Genomic DNA, 14018 nt, shown 5'->3' with positions numbered 1-14018 from the left:
AGGGAAAGCTAGTCAGTCAGGCCAGATCGGGGAAATTGATTGTTTTCACCACTATGATCGATTGAATCGATCATAGACGGGTCACATCTCGACCTGGCCCCAGGGAATGCTGTGCAACGGGATGTCCTTCAACCGCTCCACGAAGGGTCGCGCACCGATATAGGTGGGCGCCAGGCTGACGCCCTTGCTCACCAGCACGATGTCGTCCTTCTTCAGGCGCGACTTGAAGGCGGCCATGGAACGCTGCGCGTTTTCAGGTGTCGCAATGCCGGCTTCAGCCACCATGATCAAAGTGACGACCTTGCCTTCGATGTTGTAGTTCGCGAACGGATACCGCTGGCCCATGCTCTTCCCCCCGGCGACTGCGTCGCCTTTGCCGCGATTACTCAAGGGTAAGACAGTTCCGTGAAAATGGCTAACAGATTATGAAACAAGGATAATTTCTAAGCGCACGTGAATTGCCGGGTGTGATGATCGCTGCAAAGTGGCGCATTTCACGCCATCATGACTTGGCCTTCCGCGCAAAAGCGCCATTTTATTTGCAGCCGTCACGAGACAGCGCCGTATACGCTAACCTGGGCACTGCATCGCAAAACAGACAGACGGCAAGGAGCATTCCCATGAATAACCGTCTTCCCTCACTCGCCGCTGCTGCTTTGGCACTCACGGTTCTTGCCAGTGGATTCAGCGGTGCGGCACAGGCCGGCAGCTTCGAGATCGCGCCGGGCGCGACCACGCAGATCGATGTCGGCGATCGCTACAACTACACCACGCTCAAGATCACCAATCGCGGTGCGGCTGCCGGCCGCCTGCAGCTGGCTGATGGCCGCAGCATCGATGTGTCCGCGAATGGCGCGGCCGAAGTCTATGATCGCCTCGGCCGCAGCGGTCGCGGCGGCAGCTATGTCACGGTCACCAACACCGGCACGACGCCGCTGCGCGTGATCAGCAGCTATCAGTGGAGCGACCCGGCTCCGTAATGAGGACGGCCGATGATTATTGATCGGCCAGCGGCGTGAAGCTGTCGCGATCCAGTGCGGCGAAAACGCCATCCTTGAATCCACCGCTGCGGCTGAGCTCGGCAATCGAGCGTGGCTGCAGCGGCATCGCTGTCGGCCAGACCTGTACGGTCAGCACAACGGCCGCCTGATCGGGATTGCCATGGCTGAGCGGCAGCATCAGCCGCCGCGTCATAGCAAAGCCCTGCGTATCCCAGCGGAACACGCTTTCGGAATAGACCGGCACGCCATCGCGCAGCGCGGTGCCGTAGATGAGCTCCATGTAATCGCGATAGCTGCCCTGCATGATGTCCGACGTCGTCTTGCCGGTGAAGTCGAAGGTGTAGCGTTCGACATGGGCCGAGCCGACGAGGCGATAGCGCATCGCGCTGCTGCCCGGCACCGGTTCGGCCAGCAGCAGGTTTGGCCACACTGCCGCCGACAGGTGCAGCGGATCGATATCGGCGCGCGCCGGCATGCGCTGCCCGCGCCGCTGCCGGGTCCAGTAGTCGGATACTTCGGTCAGGGCGGGATCGTCGGCGAAAATGGCGGGCATGGTGCCAGTCTATGACAAGACTGCGCCGGAGCGATAATCCGGAAAGCGGGTGATCACCAGGATGGGATCAGGTCGGATCGGGCTGGGGGATGGTGCTGCTGGACAGGATTGAACTGTCGACCTCCTCATTACCAATGAGGTGCTCTACCACTGAGCTACAGCAGCCCGGCTTTCGGCCCGATCAGAGACAGGCTGAAAACAACAAGCCGGCGCTTGGACCTGACGGTCCGGCCGGCGTCGGGCGCGGAAACTGCCACAGCCGGCGGGCGGGCGCAAGCCGGACATGCATGCTTTTGCAAAAGCCCGGATTCAGCGTTTTTTCATTGCGCGCCAGCGGGGTTAACCACCCCCGCTTGACGGCCGGGGGCGGGGTTGGCTATCGCTGGGGTCCCCAGAGCGGAGCCATCCCATGATCGGTGCGGAATCCCCCGTCATCGGCCCCAAGGTCGGACTGGAAATCGAGCGGAAATTCCTGCTGCGCCAGCCTGACGGCGATCCGGTCGTCGCCGGCCTGACCGGCCTGGCACTGCTGCAGGGCTATTTCCGCGATATCGATGGCTGGTCGGTGCGCCTGCGCCAGGCTGGTCATCAAGCCTGGCTGACGCTCAAGAGCCGCGACAAGAGCGCCATGCGCTGGGAAATCGAAAGTCCGGTGGCGCCCGATCTCGCTGCCCGCCTGCTCGGCCTGCTGCCGGCCGACCGCAAGATCGAGAAGATCCGCTATCGCCGGCCCGTCGATGGCGATGCCGCGCTTGTGTGGGAAATCGATCGCTTCCTCGGCCGCCATGCCGGCCTGTGGCTCGCCGAGATCGAACTGCCGCATGCCGACCATCCGGTCGTTCTGCCGGACTGGCTGGGCGAGGAAGTGACCGCCGATCCGCGCTATCGCAATGCCGCGCTTGCCAATGACGGCACTGGTGCAGATGGCGAGGACGCACCGCTGCCCGAGACGCTGGAGCAGCTGGCGCGCCGACTGCTCGCCACCAGCGGCGCGGCCACCGCGCCGCCTGAAGCAAAACACGGCCCGCGCCATGCCGGCCGCGAGGCCGAGCGGCGCCTGCGTCAGGCCCGGCTGGAGCGCGAGCTGCGCGCCAACCTGCTCCGCCGCAAGCAGCAGAATCGCGGCCGCGATGCCGGCGTTGCCGACCCCGACTCCGGGGCGGGTCTTGACCGCGAAGAGCCGGCCCAGTAAGCCCGAAGCAGGCATATTCCTGCCGTCCTGAGGGGATTATCCGATGAGCGTCATGTCCGATATCTGGATTCGCGAACAGGCGAAAACCAAAGGCATGATTGAGCCGTTCGTGGAGGCGCAGAAGCGCGAAGGCACGATCTCCTACGGCCTGTCCTCCTACGGCTACGACGCGCGCGTGGCGCGCGAGTTCAAGATCTTCACCAACGTGAACAGCGCTGTCGTCGATCCGAAGGAATTCTCGCCCGAGTCCTTTGTCGACCGCGACACCGATGTCTGCGTCATCCCGCCGAATTCCTTCGCGCTGGCGCGCACCGTGGAATATTTCCGCATCCCGCGCGACGTGCTGGTGATCTGCCTGGGCAAGAGCACCTACGCGCGCTGCGGCATCATCGTCAACGTCACGCCGCTGGAACCCGAATGGGAAGGCCATGTGACGCTGGAATTCTCCAACACCACGCCTTTGCCCGCCAAGATCTATGCGAATGAAGGCGCCTGCCAGTTCCTGTTCCTCAAGGGCGACCAGCCCTGCGAGACCTCTTACGCCGATCGCGCCGGCAAATACATGGGCCAGCGCGGCGTCACGCTGCCGAAGCTGTAAGCGATGGCGGTGCAGGCGCGGAGCAGCCTCAGGCTTCGCCTTCGCCGCGCGCTTCTGTACATCCTGCTGCTGTCCTCCGGCCTGGTGCTGCTAACGCTGTGGCCCTTCGACCGCGCGCCGCCTGCCGTGCATCTGCAGCGCGGCAATCTGCAGACCATCGCCGGGGCCTCCTTCCTCATTCCCACCGGCTACATCATCTATCCGCGGTTTCGCGGCGATGGCGAGAAAACCCTGATCACGGTTGATGCCGCCCTGCCCGATCTGTCGCCGGCGATGACCGCGCAGGACCGCTATGCATCGGTCATGGACAGCGTGCGGGTGATGCTGCTGCCCCAGGCATCGCCGCCCGAGGTGCTGGAGCGCCTGCGGCGGCTTCCATACTATGATTTTTCCGGCATCGACTGGACGCGGCCGGGATTGCAGGAGATGCCGGGCGACGATCTCCATCACCGCTATGTTTTCGTCGAAGGGGGCACCATGGCCGCCCGGATCGACTGCGTCCGCATGCCCGATCCCACGGCCCCGCAGCAGCCGCTGCCGCTCTGCAAGGCCGGCGTCATCCCGTATCTGCCCGGACTCAATGCCGAGATGTCCTTTCCTGCCGCGCTGCTGCCGGAATTTCCCGGGCTCCGGAACCGGGTCCAGGCCTTGCTGGACCATTTCCGCGTCGAGGCTGCCCGCCGCCGGTCCTGACCCGGCCGCCCTTAAATCCGCCACACTGGCGATTTAACGCACATTGCGTTAGACAAACGGGACCCTATCTCATGCCTGCCGGCCGTTTTTCCCGGTAGCTCTTTGGAATCAATGCGTTATGGATCGAATTCGGTTGCGCGGCGGCAAGCCGCTTGAGGGTAGCATCGCTATCGGCGGGGCCAAGAATGCGGCCCTGCCGCTGATGGCCGCCAGTCTGCTGACGGCCGACACGCTGTCGCTCGCCAACGTGCCGCATCTGGCCGACATCGCCACCATGGCGCATCTGCTGCAGCAGCATGGCGTCGACGTTTCGATGGACGGCGGCAACGGCACCCCTGAGGGCCGCACGATTCATCTCAATGCGTCCAAGATCACCTCCACGCTCGCGCCCTACGATCTGGTGCGCAAGATGCGCGCCAGCGTGCTGGTGCTGGGTCCGCTGCTCGCGCGCTTCGGCGAGGCTGAAGTCAGCTTACCCGGCGGCTGCGCCATCGGCACGCGGCCGGTCGATCTGCACATCATGGGCCTGAAGGCGCTGGGCGCCGATATCACCGTCGAGAACGGCTATATCAAGGCCACGGCGAAGAAGGGGCTGAAGGGCGGCGTCGTGCGCTTCCCGCAGGTCTCGGTCGGCGCGACCGAGAACCTGCTCATGGCGGCGACGCTGGCCGAAGGCACGACTGTTCTCGAAAACGCCGCGCGCGAGCCCGAGATCAGCGATCTCGCCTATTGCCTCGTCGCCATGGGCGCGATGATCGACGGCATCGGCACCGAGCATCTCACCATCCATGGCAAGACCTCGCTGCATGGCGGTACGCACAAGATCGTGCCCGACCGTATTGAAATCGGCACCTATCTCGCCGCAGTGGCCATCTGCGGCGGCAAGGTCGAGCTGACCGGCGCGCGCATGGACCTGATCGATGCGGTGGCCGAGAAGCTGCGCGAGGCCGGCTGCGTCATCGAGGAGACCACGCGCGGCATGTCGATCGCGCGCAATGGGTCGCGGCTGAAGGGCGTCGATTTCCAGACCCAGCCCTATCCCGGCTTCCCGACCGACATGCAGGCCCAGGTGATGTCGATCATGAGCGTGGCCGAAGGTGCGGCCATGATCACCGAGACGATCTTCGAGAACCGCTTCATGCATGTGCCGGAACTGGCGCGCATGGGCGCGAATATCACGGTGCATGGATCGTCGGCGCTGGTGCGCGGCGTGCCCAAGCTGACTGGCGCGCCGGTGATGGCCACCGATCTGCGCGCCTCGGTGTCGCTGGTGCTGGCGGGCCTGGCGGCCGAAGGCGAAACCGTCGTCAACCGCGTCTATCACCTGGATCGTGGCTACGAACGCCTGGAAGAGAAGCTCGCCGCCTGCGGCGCGGTGATCGAGAGGCTGAAGGACTGATGATCGAGCGTCGTGCGCAGCCGAGACTGCAGCCCCTGCGGCTGCGTGCCGAGGATGTCGAAGACATCACGGTGCTTTCGGCATGCCTGCAGGACGCGACCGTCAAGACGGTCGACATGGTGTGGCAGCCGAAACAGCGCCGCTTCGCGCTGCTGGTGAACCGCTTCCGCTGGGAAGACGAAACCAACCCCGATGCGCAGCGCCGCATGATCCGTGCCACGCCGCATATCCGCGTGCAGGCCGGCCTGCATTTCGATGGCGTGCTGGCGGTGAAATCCGCCGGCGTGGACCGCAATGATCCCAAGGCCGTGCTGGAACTGCTCTCCATCCTGGCTGATCCGGGTGAAGATGGCGCTGCGACGCTGACGCTGGTGTTTGCCGGCGGCGCGGCGGTGAAACTGGATGTCGAATGCGTGGATGCGCAGATGCAGGATATCGGCCAGCCCTGGCCGGTGCGGCGCGCCCCGCAACACAAGGACCTGTCATGACGACCGCCGATAACAACAAATTGGTGATGGCGCTGCCCAAGGGCCGCATCCTGAAAGAGGTTCTGCCGCTGCTGAAAGCCGCGGGCATCGAGCCCGAGCCGGAATTCTCCGACGAGAACAGCCGCAAGCTGCGCTTTGCCACCAGCCAGCCCGATATCGAGCTGATCCGCGTGCGCAGCTTTGATGTCGCCACCTTCGTCGCCTTTGGCGCGGCGCAGCTCGGCGTCGCCGGCAACGACGTGCTGATGGAATTCGATTTCCCCGAAATCTATGCCCCGCTCGATCTCGATATCGGGCATTGCCGGTTATCAGTTGCCGAGCCGGTGGAACTGTCGGCATCCGATGACCCCAAGCGCTGGAGCCATGTGCGCGTCGCCACCAAATATCCGCATGTGACGCAGAAGTATTTCGCCGCGCGCGGCGTGCAGGCCGAATGCATCAAGCTGAACGGCGCCATGGAACTGGCGCCGACGCTGGGCCTGTGCCGCCGCATCGTCGATCTGGTCTCGACTGGCGCGACGCTCAAGGCCAACGGCCTGGTGGAAGTGGAAGTGATTGCCCAGGTCACCTCGCGCCTGGTCGTCAATCGCGCCGCGCTGAAGACGCGCCCGATCCAGGTTGGTGGCTGGCTGGAGAAATTCCACGCCGCTGTTGATGCCGCGGCCGCCCAGAAGATCAAGAAAGTCGTGTAATGCCCGTTTCGCTCAATGCATCCGACAGGGATTTCACCCAGCGCTTTGATGCGATGGTGAAGGCCAAGCGTGATGCCGAGGCCGATGTCTCGGGCATTGTCGCGCAGATCATTGCCGATGTGCGCAAGCGCGGCGATGCCGTGCTGCATGAGCTGAACCTCAAGTTCGACAAGGTCGACTCCGCCAGGCTCGGCCTGCGCATCAGCCAGTCTGAGATCGATGCCGCCGCCGCGCAGGTCGACAAGATCACGATGGCGGCGCTCGAAACCGCCGCCGCGCGCATCCGCGACTTCCATGCGCGCCAGAAGCCAGCCGATGATTTCTATACCGATGCCCAGGGCGTGAAGCTCGGCCATCGCTGGACACCGCTGGATGCCGTGGGGTTGTACGTGCCCGGTGGCAAGGCGGCCTATCCCTCCTCGGTGCTGATGAACGCGCTGCCGGCCATTGTCGCCGGCGTGCGCCGCGTCGTCGTTGTCGTGCCGACGCCTGGCGGCGAACTCAATCCGCTGGTGATGGCGGCGCTGAAACTTGCCGGTGTGACCGAAGCCTATCGCACCGGCGGTGCGCAGGCGGTGGCGGCATTGGCCTATGGCACCGAAAGCATCAAGCCGGTCGACAAGATCACCGGCCCGGGCAACAGTTATGTCGTCACCGCCAAGCGCCAGGTCTTCGGCCAGGTCGGCATCGACAATCCGGCCGGCCCATCCGAGATTCTGGTCGTCGCCGATGCCAAGAACGATCCGGCCTGGATCGCCGCCGATCTGCTCAGCCAGGCCGAGCATGATGAAGTGGCGCAGTCGGTGCTGATCACCGACGACGCCAAATATGCCGAACAGGTCGGCGCCGCCGTGCGCCAGCAGCTCTCGACAATGCCGCGTGCCGACATTGCATCGGCGAGTTGGGAAAAGTTCGGCGCGCTGATCACGGTGAAGCAGCTCGCCGATGCCGCGCCGCTGATCGACGCCATCGCGCCCGAGCATCTGGAGCTTGCCATCGACAACCCGCAGGATCTGGCCTCGAAGGTGCGCCATGCCGGCGCGATCTTCCTCGGCCGCCATACCCCCGAGGCCATCGGCGATTATGTCGCCGGCCCGAACCATGTGCTGCCCACGGCGGGTGCCGCGCGCTTCGCCTCGGGACTCAACCTGCTCGATTTTATGAAGCGCACCACATTGGTCCAATGTGACGAAGCCTCGCTGCAGAAGATTGGTCCGGCTGCCGTCACGCTGGCCGAGGCCGAAGGCCTGCAGGGCCATGCGCTTTCGGTCGCAATAAGGCTGAATAAGGCATGACCGAGAAGGCGCCGCCGGCCAACCACCGTCTTGTCGGGATCGATCTCGACGAGCGCAGCGTGGTGCGGCGCAATGCCGATATCGAACATGAGCAGCGCGTCGCCATTTTTGACCTGCTGGAACAGAATGTCTTCTCGCCGGTCGGCGCCCACGAGGACCAGGGTCCATTCCAGCTCATACTGGCGATCGAGGACAACCGCCTGGTCTTCGACATCCGTGGCGAGGATGCCGTGGCGCTGGGCAAGATCATTCTGGCGCTGTCGCCCTTCCGCAAGATCGTGAAGGACTATTTCGAGATCTGCGACAGCTACTATCAGGCGATCAAACGCTCCTCGCCGGCGCAGATCGAGACCATCGATATGGCCCGGCGCGGCGTGCATAACGAAGGATCGGAGCTGCTGCGCGAACGGCTGAAGGGCAAGATCGACTGCGACTTCGACACCGCGCGGCGGCTGTTCACCCTCATTTGCGTCTTGCATATCCGGTAAGCCGCGATGAACGAGCGGCTTCCCGGCAGCGTGCTGTTCTGTTGCACCATGAACAGCGTCCGATCCCCGATGGCCGAGGGCATCCTCAAGGCGCTGTATCCCAAGCAGGTCTTCGTCGACTCCGCCGGCGTGCGCAAGGAGAAGGTCGATCCGCTCGCCGTGGAGGTCATGGATGAGATAGGCCTCGATATCGCCAAGCATCGCTCCAAGACTTTCGATGACCTGGAAGACAGTTCGTTCGACCTGATCATCTCGCTGTCGCCCGAGGCCCAGCACACCGCCGTCGACATGACCCGCACCATGGCCTGCGACGTCGAATTCTGGAACACCTTTGATCCCACCATCGTGGAAGGCTCCCGCGAGCAGCGGCTGGCCGCCTATCGCGAGGTGCGCGACTTCCTTCAGAAGAAAATCCGCGAACGGTTCGCGCCGGCGCGAAGCGGAAGTTTGATTTGAATCAAGACTGATCGGCCGCGGCGGCCTTACTCTGCAAGGGAACCCAGCAGGATTCTTTTTTGGAGAGGTCGCTCGTGACTCACTATCATGCCGTGGTGTGGCTGGACCATGCCGAAGCTCGCATTTTCCAGTTCAACCAGAATGCCGCCGAACGCATTCTGGTCCATGGCCACAAGCATCACCTGCATCACAAGGCGGGTTCGATCGGATCGGGCCGTGAAACCGCTGATGCGGAATTCTTTGATGATATCATGCCCACCCTTACCGACTGCGGGGAGATCCTGTTGGTTGGTCCCGGTGCGGCCAAGCTGGAATTCCTCCGTCACCTGCATCGTATGCGGCCGGCGCTGGAATCGAAGGTCGTCGGCATCGAGACCGTCGATCACCCCAGCGATGGCCAGCTGGTTGCCTATGCGCGCAAGTATTTCCATGCCCGTGATCGCATGCTGCCCCTGCGCGTCGGAGCCTGACTGCCGCAAATCCGCCAAGATTGGGCGATACTCCTTGGCCTTCTCATTGCCTGGAGTATGCCCGTCATGACCCGTCGCCTGCTGTCCGCCCGCCATCTGTCTGTCCTGGGCGCTCTTGCCCTCATCTCTGGCCTCGCCGCCTGCGACAACGCCAAGGCGCAGACTGTGCAGCGCACGCTGCCCGATGACGCCACCGTGGTGAACCTGAGCGAAAGCGCCGACCGGGACGTCACACCCGACACCATCCGCGCCCGCCTGATGGCGCAGGCCAGCTCTGAATCCGCTGCCACCGCGCAGAACAGTGTCAACCAGGCGATGGCCAAGGCGCTGGATCGCGCCAAGGCGCTGGGCCTCGAGGTCGAGACCGGCGGCTATAACACCTATCAGGAAACCCCGCCGCGCCCGGCCAGCCTGCCGCCGGGCGCCAAGCCGCCGGCGCCGCTCTGGCGCGCGCAGCAGAGCCTGATCCTGACCACCAAGGAAGATGCCAAGCTACTTGAGGCTGTCGGCGCGCTGCAGAACGAGGGCCTGCTGCTGCAGGAACTTGGCTACACCGTGTCGCGTGCCCAGCAGCGCAGCCTGCAGGACGACATGTTCGCCGAGGCGCTGCAGCGGTTGACGGCGCGCGCCGAGAAGGCCGCGCAGGCGCTGGGTATGCGCTTCGAGGGCTGGGCCCGCGTTGGCCTGAACGGCGGCATGGTGCAGCGGCCGGTGATGATGAAGACCATGGGCATGGCTGCAGAGAGCCGCGCCGCGCCGCCGGTGGCAGCGGCCGGCGAGCAGACGGTGAGCGTCACCGTCGATGGCGAGGCGATCCTGCGCCGCCGTTAAGTCAATTTGGGCTAGGTCAGTTCCTTCACACCGTGCGGGGTGTCGATCAGCGCGCGATAGCGCAGGCGCTCGCCGTGTTTCACGATGGGCGGCCTGTCGATGGCGAGCGCGTCATACAGTGCCGTCACCTTTGCCGGCTCCGGATGCTCGATGATGAAGGACTCCAGCCGCGCGCCCAGGTCGGCCATGGTGGCCACTGACGGCGGACGACCACCGCGATCGATCACCGATGGCGCGATACCGCCCGATGGCAGCGTGCCGTCATCCGGGATCGCGAAATGAAAGACAACATCGCCAGACATCATCCGGACTTTCCTGCCCAGGGCAGCTGCATGCTTTGACAGCACGGCATCGATGTCCGTCGTGCGCGTCACCCAGCCGCGCAGGCGCCGACCGTCTTCCCAGGCTGCGCGCACTGCAGCCTGGTCGTCGAGGCCGAACCAGCGCGGGCGGGCAGGGCGCGGTGCGTCGGGGTTGACCGCGATGATCTCCAGGTAGACGGCGTCGCCTGGTTTATCGCCACTCAGGCGCAGCAGGTGGTTATGCGTATCCATGCCCTCGTGGCGCCGGCCAAACGGCACGTCGAGATCCAGGCAGGCCCGCACATGCGCCACGCCGTCGGCCAGGGAGGGCGCAATGATGGTGATATGGTCGAGCTGCAGCATGGGGCCTCTTCCGCAACCTGCGGGTTCTTTTAATGATGCAGACGCGGGAAATTGCGTCCTGCGCGAGCAGACTATAAGCGGCAAATCGCCGCGGGAATCGTCATCCCAATGCCTTAACCATAACTTGCCGTGATCCGCAGCGCGACGGGGCTTGCCCGCGGGCATATCAGCCGCCTAAATACCGCCGCTGAATTTTGAGACTTCCCCCTTGCAGGCCGCACCACTTCCTCCCAATGAAGCCGCACGCCTCGACGCGCTGCGCAGCTTCGCCATTCTGGACACGCCGCCCGATCCGCGGTTTGACCGGCTGGTGAAGCTTGCCGCGCGCGTCTTTGGCGTGCAGGCGGTGGGCGTGGCGATGATGGATACCGATCGTCTGTGGTTCAAGGCCAGCGTCGGCGTCGATGTCCCCCAGGTGCCGCGCGAGAACGCCTTCTGCAGCTGGACCATCCTGGGCAATGAAGTCTTTGTCATCGAGGACACCGCCAAGGACCCGCGCTTCTGCGACCATCCCATCGTCATCGCCGGCCACGAGGCGCGTTTCTATGCCGGCGCTCCGCTGATCACCGTCGATGGCTACACCATCGGCACGCTGGCACTGATCGATACCATGCCGCGCGTCTTCGCCGAGGCGCAGCGCCAGCAGTTGCGGGATTTCGCCGGCCTGGTGATCGATGCGCTGGAGCTGCACCGGTCTCTCGCGCGCACCGAGGCCGCCCATGAGGAAGCCCAGCTTGCCTCGCGTTCCAAGGGCGAGTTCCTCGCCTTCATGAGCCACGAGCTGCGCACGCCGCTCAATGCCGTCATCGGTTTTGCCGAGATGACGGAATCCGAAGCCTTCGGTCCGCTCGGCGATATCCGCTACAAGGATTACGCCGGCCTGATCCGGCAGGCCGGCACGCATCTGCTGGAAGTGATCAATTCCATCCTCGATCTCAGCCGCATCGAAGCCGGTAAGATGACGCTGACCTTGGACCAGCTCACCATCGTCAGCGAGGCCGATGCGGTGATATCGCTGCTGCTCACGCAGGCGAGGCAGAAGGAGCAGTCGCTGGTCATGGATGCCTCGCTGCATGACCTGCCGACACTGCGCGCCGACCGCAGTGCCTTCCGCCAGGTGCTGCTCAACCTGATCTCGAACGCCATCAAGTTCACGCCGCGCGAGGGCCGCATCGTGGTGAGCGGCAGTGCCGATGCGCGCACGCTACGCATTACCGTGCGCGACGACGGGCCCGGCATCGCGCCCTCCGACCTGCAGCGCCTGGGCGAGGCTTTCTACCAGGCCGGCCCGAAGAACCAGCGCCAGCAGGGCACCGGGCTTGGCCTCACCATCAGCCATCGCCTGATGGCACTGCATGGCGGCCGCCTCAGCATCGAGAGCGAGCTCGGGCAGGGCACCGCCGCCAGCATGGTCTTCCCGCTCAGGCAGGACTGACGCCGCGCGACTGGCCGCGTATGCGAGACGCGGCATGGCCCAAAGCTCTGGCCAAAAACTCTGGCCAAAAACTCTGGACAGCCCAGCCCCGATGCGCGTAACGACAAGGCCTGTCGCTTTCTCTTCGGGGAGATTCCGCATGCTTCGCTCGCTCATTGCCATCCTGGTCGCGCTCTGCCTCGTCACGGCTGCTCAGGCTGCCGATCTGGCCAAGCCGACTGGCCCGGTCGTGCTCACCGTGCATGGCAATATCGCCAATGCCAATCGTGGCGCGCTGAACGACTTCGACGACGCCTTTTTCAAGTTCGGCAATGTCGCCTTCGACAAGGCAGCCAGCTTCGATCTCGCCATGCTGGAAAAGCTGGGCAAGAAAAAGCTGACGGTGAAATACGACACCTGGCCGAAATCCTACGTATTCGAGGGTCCGCTGCTGCGCGACGTGCTCAAGGCCGCCGGCGCCAAAGGGAAATCGATCAAGGTCTTTGCCCTTGACGGCTATGGCGCGGAAATTCCACTGGCCGAGACCCAGCAGTTTGACGTGCTGCTGGCTGTGAAGGCAGACGGCAAATATCTGGGCCTCGGTGGCCGCGGCCCGACCTGGGTGGTCTATCCGCGCGACGACAAGCATCCGGCGCTGAAAAGCCATGACGACGCCAAATGGGTCTGGTCGGCCGTCCGGGTCGAGGTTGAATAATAAAACGTGTATTAACTGTAATACTAAACACGCCAGACTAGAAACGAAGCAAAACGAGGCCTGGCGAAGCTGGATGACCCCAGGGGGCTGGCGCCGGTCCGGTCCGGTCCGTGGTCATCCCCCCATGCTATCTGTCGGGCCGGCTTGATTTTCGGCAGGTCCGCGCGCATGTTCTCGCCCGCGCCGGTCGACGGCGCCGAAGCCGCGCAACCTTATGCGCGCGGATCACCAGACAGAGGCTGAATGGCGAAGGAAGAATTGCTGGAGTTCCCCGGCGTGGTTGAGGAGTTGCTCCCCAACGCGAATTTCCGGGTCAAGCTGGACAACGGCCACGAGGTGCTGGCGCATACCTCGGGCAAGATGCGCAAGAACCGCATCCGCGTGCTGGCGGGTGACAAGGTCATGGTGGAAATGACCCCCTACGACCTGACCAAGGGCCGCGTCACCTTCCGCTTCAAATAACGTCTACCCGCGCCGATGGCCCCCTTTATCCTGGCCTCGGCCTCGCCGCGTCGCCGCGATCTGCTGCGGCAGATCGGCATCGAACCGGCGGCGATCCTGGCCGCCGACCTCGACGAAACCCCGCATAAAGCCGAGCTGCCGCGCGCCCTGGCCGAACGCCTGAGCGCGGCGAAAGCCACATTGATCGCGCAGCAGCGTCCCGATGCCATGGTGCTGGCCGCCGATACCGTGGTGGGGCTGGGCCGCCGCATCCTGCCCAAGGCCGAAACCCCCGATGACGTCCGCCACTGCCTGGAAATGCTGTCGGGCCGCCGCCATCGCGTCACCACCGGGCTTTGCCTGATCCATCCCGATGGCCGCCGGGCCAGCCGGCTGGTCGAGACCATCGTGCGCTTCCGCAATCTGAGTGCCCCCGAGATCGCGGCCTATGTCGCGACCGGGGAAGGGCAGGGCAAAGCCGGCGGCTATGCCATCCAGGGCCGGGCCGAACAGTTCGTGACCTGGCTGGGCGGGCCGTATTCGAATGTCGTGGGGCTGCCGCTGGCCGAGACCACCAAGCTGCTGCACGGCTTCGGCTATCCGCTTTGGCCCGAAACTTAGTATAGT

General features: G+C 64.3%; 19 protein-coding genes and 1 tRNA gene. 16 read left to right on the top strand and 4 right to left on the bottom strand.

The annotated features are described in order from the left end of the window. Window positions 1-81: 81 nt before the first annotated feature. Window positions 82-345, bottom strand: coding sequence for a hypothetical protein (locus AC1RRT_RS07660; protein ID WP_493013184.1), 264 nt, complete (start codon window positions 343-345; stop codon window positions 82-84). 275 nt (window positions 346-620) lie between these two features. On the opposite strand from AC1RRT_RS07660, the gene AC1RRT_RS07655 reads away from it, so the two are divergent. Continuing rightward, complete coding sequence (locus AC1RRT_RS07655) at window positions 621-980, top strand: hypothetical protein (RefSeq protein WP_493013183.1); 360 nt, start codon at window positions 621-623, stop codon at window positions 978-980. A gap of 16 nt (window positions 981-996) precedes the next feature. Here the strand turns inward: AC1RRT_RS07655 and AC1RRT_RS07650 are convergent, their stop codons facing one another. Further along, entirely contained in the window at window positions 997-1554 is a 558-nt protein-coding gene (locus AC1RRT_RS07650) for a PAS domain-containing protein (RefSeq protein ID WP_493013182.1), read from the bottom strand. Between the two features lie 90 nt (window positions 1555-1644). Then, window positions 1645-1719 (bottom strand) — tRNA-Thr (locus AC1RRT_RS07645). 244 nt (window positions 1720-1963) lie between these two features. Here AC1RRT_RS07645 and AC1RRT_RS07640 point away from each other — a divergent pair. The 11 genes from AC1RRT_RS07640 (at window position 1964) to AC1RRT_RS07590 (ending at window position 10156) form a co-directional block, all read left to right on the top strand. After that, window positions 1964-2746, top strand: coding sequence for a CYTH domain-containing protein (locus tag AC1RRT_RS07640; RefSeq protein WP_493013181.1), 783 nt, complete (start codon window positions 1964-1966; stop codon window positions 2744-2746). A 43-nt stretch (window positions 2747-2789) separates the two neighbouring features. Then, on the top strand, window positions 2790-3344 hold the full coding sequence (gene dcd / locus AC1RRT_RS07635; RefSeq protein WP_493013180.1) for a dCTP deaminase: 555 nt from the start codon (window positions 2790-2792) through the stop codon (window positions 3342-3344). Between the two features lie 3 nt (window positions 3345-3347). Then, complete coding sequence (locus AC1RRT_RS07630; protein WP_493013179.1) at window positions 3348-4037, top strand: hypothetical protein; 690 nt, start codon at window positions 3348-3350, stop codon at window positions 4035-4037. Window positions 4038-4155: 118 nt separating this feature from the next. Continuing rightward, window positions 4156-5436: a UDP-N-acetylglucosamine 1-carboxyvinyltransferase gene (murA, locus tag AC1RRT_RS07625; protein ID WP_493013178.1), complete on the top strand. Its 1281-nt coding sequence runs from the start codon at window positions 4156-4158 to the stop codon at window positions 5434-5436. Then, complete coding sequence (locus AC1RRT_RS07620; protein WP_493013177.1) at window positions 5436-5924, top strand: DUF2948 family protein; 489 nt, start codon at window positions 5436-5438, stop codon at window positions 5922-5924. The genes murA and AC1RRT_RS07620 overlap by 1 nt, the downstream gene beginning before the upstream one ends. Next, window positions 5921-6616 carry an ATP phosphoribosyltransferase gene (gene hisG, locus AC1RRT_RS07615; protein ID WP_493013176.1) on the top strand — a complete coding sequence of 232 codons (696 nt, stop codon included), beginning with the start codon at window positions 5921-5923 and terminating at the stop codon, window positions 6614-6616. Before AC1RRT_RS07620 ends, hisG begins: the two co-directional genes overlap by 4 nt. After that, a complete protein-coding gene (gene hisD / locus AC1RRT_RS07610; protein ID WP_493013175.1) occupies window positions 6616-7911 on the top strand; it encodes a histidinol dehydrogenase in 1296 nt (431 codons plus the stop codon). Before hisG ends, hisD begins: the two co-directional genes overlap by 1 nt. Further along, entirely contained in the window at window positions 7908-8399 is a 492-nt protein-coding gene (locus AC1RRT_RS07605) for a UPF0262 family protein (RefSeq protein ID WP_493013174.1), read from the top strand. Before hisD ends, AC1RRT_RS07605 begins: the two co-directional genes overlap by 4 nt. Window positions 8400-8405: 6 nt before the next feature. Next, window positions 8406-8855 (top strand): arsenate reductase ArsC, encoded by a 450-nt coding sequence (locus AC1RRT_RS07600; RefSeq protein ID WP_493013173.1) that lies wholly within the window; start codon window positions 8406-8408, stop codon window positions 8853-8855. Window positions 8856-8929: 74 nt separating this feature from the next. Then, window positions 8930-9325, top strand: coding sequence for a hypothetical protein (locus tag AC1RRT_RS07595; protein ID WP_493013172.1), 396 nt, complete (start codon window positions 8930-8932; stop codon window positions 9323-9325). Window positions 9326-9391: 66 nt separating this feature from the next. Further along, window positions 9392-10156 carry an SIMPL domain-containing protein gene (locus AC1RRT_RS07590; RefSeq protein ID WP_493013171.1) on the top strand — a complete coding sequence of 255 codons (765 nt, stop codon included), beginning with the start codon at window positions 9392-9394 and terminating at the stop codon, window positions 10154-10156. Window positions 10157-10167: 11 nt separating this feature from the next. On the opposite strand, the gene AC1RRT_RS07585 is transcribed toward AC1RRT_RS07590, so the two are convergent. Next, window positions 10168-10821, bottom strand: coding sequence for a VOC family protein (locus AC1RRT_RS07585; RefSeq protein ID WP_493013170.1), 654 nt, complete (start codon window positions 10819-10821; stop codon window positions 10168-10170). Window positions 10822-11029: 208 nt separating this feature from the next. Between AC1RRT_RS07585 and AC1RRT_RS07580 the strand changes: the two genes are divergently transcribed. The 4 genes from AC1RRT_RS07580 to AC1RRT_RS07565 all read left to right on the top strand — a co-directional run bounded on the left by AC1RRT_RS07580 (window position 11030) and on the right by AC1RRT_RS07565 (window position 14012). Beyond that, complete coding sequence (locus AC1RRT_RS07580) at window positions 11030-12256, top strand: GAF domain-containing sensor histidine kinase (protein WP_493013169.1); 1227 nt, start codon at window positions 11030-11032, stop codon at window positions 12254-12256. Between the two features lie 139 nt (window positions 12257-12395). Next, on the top strand, window positions 12396-12950 hold the full coding sequence (locus tag AC1RRT_RS07575) for a putative pterin-binding protein (protein ID WP_493013168.1): 555 nt from the start codon (window positions 12396-12398) through the stop codon (window positions 12948-12950). Window positions 12951-13193: 243 nt separating this feature from the next. Beyond that, window positions 13194-13412, top strand: a complete 219-nt coding sequence (infA, locus tag AC1RRT_RS07570) for a translation initiation factor IF-1 (protein ID WP_492972493.1) — start codon at window positions 13194-13196, stop codon at window positions 13410-13412. A gap of 15 nt (window positions 13413-13427) precedes the next feature. Next, window positions 13428-14012 carry a Maf family protein gene (locus tag AC1RRT_RS07565; protein ID WP_493013167.1) on the top strand — a complete coding sequence of 195 codons (585 nt, stop codon included), beginning with the start codon at window positions 13428-13430 and terminating at the stop codon, window positions 14010-14012. Window positions 14013-14018: the final 6 nt, after the last annotated feature.

It is taken from the genome of Ferrovibrio sp. GW821-FHT12B10 (assembly GCF_058807515.1).
The sequence above is the reverse complement of the archived record's forward strand: the minus strand, read 5'-3'. Positions and strand labels throughout refer to the sequence as shown.

Coding starts and splice junctions, on each gene's coding strand:
- AC1RRT_RS07660 (WP_493013184.1), bottom strand. CDS start 345: ATGGGCCAGCGGTATCCGTTCGCGAACTACAACATCGAAGGCAAGGTC.
- AC1RRT_RS07655 (WP_493013183.1), top strand. CDS start 621: ATGAATAACCGTCTTCCCTCACTCGCCGCTGCTGCTTTGGCACTCACG.
- AC1RRT_RS07650 (WP_493013182.1), bottom strand. CDS start 1,554: ATGCCCGCCATTTTCGCCGACGATCCCGCCCTGACCGAAGTATCCGAC.
- AC1RRT_RS07640 (WP_493013181.1), top strand. CDS start 1,964: ATGATCGGTGCGGAATCCCCCGTCATCGGCCCCAAGGTCGGACTGGAA.
- dcd (WP_493013180.1), top strand. CDS start 2,790: ATGAGCGTCATGTCCGATATCTGGATTCGCGAACAGGCGAAAACCAAA.
- AC1RRT_RS07630 (WP_493013179.1), top strand. CDS start 3,348: ATGGCGGTGCAGGCGCGGAGCAGCCTCAGGCTTCGCCTTCGCCGCGCG.
- murA (WP_493013178.1), top strand. CDS start 4,156: ATGGATCGAATTCGGTTGCGCGGCGGCAAGCCGCTTGAGGGTAGCATC.
- AC1RRT_RS07620 (WP_493013177.1), top strand. CDS start 5,436: ATGATCGAGCGTCGTGCGCAGCCGAGACTGCAGCCCCTGCGGCTGCGT.
- hisG (WP_493013176.1), top strand. CDS start 5,921: ATGACGACCGCCGATAACAACAAATTGGTGATGGCGCTGCCCAAGGGC.
- hisD (WP_493013175.1), top strand. CDS start 6,616: ATGCCCGTTTCGCTCAATGCATCCGACAGGGATTTCACCCAGCGCTTT.
- AC1RRT_RS07605 (WP_493013174.1), top strand. CDS start 7,908: ATGACCGAGAAGGCGCCGCCGGCCAACCACCGTCTTGTCGGGATCGAT.
- AC1RRT_RS07600 (WP_493013173.1), top strand. CDS start 8,406: ATGAACGAGCGGCTTCCCGGCAGCGTGCTGTTCTGTTGCACCATGAAC.
- AC1RRT_RS07590 (WP_493013171.1), top strand. CDS start 9,392: ATGACCCGTCGCCTGCTGTCCGCCCGCCATCTGTCTGTCCTGGGCGCT.
- AC1RRT_RS07585 (WP_493013170.1), bottom strand. CDS start 10,821: ATGCTGCAGCTCGACCATATCACCATCATTGCGCCCTCCCTGGCCGAC.
- AC1RRT_RS07575 (WP_493013168.1), top strand. CDS start 12,396: ATGCTTCGCTCGCTCATTGCCATCCTGGTCGCGCTCTGCCTCGTCACG.
- infA (WP_492972493.1), top strand. CDS start 13,194: ATGGCGAAGGAAGAATTGCTGGAGTTCCCCGGCGTGGTTGAGGAGTTG.
- AC1RRT_RS07565 (WP_493013167.1), top strand. CDS start 13,428: ATGGCCCCCTTTATCCTGGCCTCGGCCTCGCCGCGTCGCCGCGATCTG.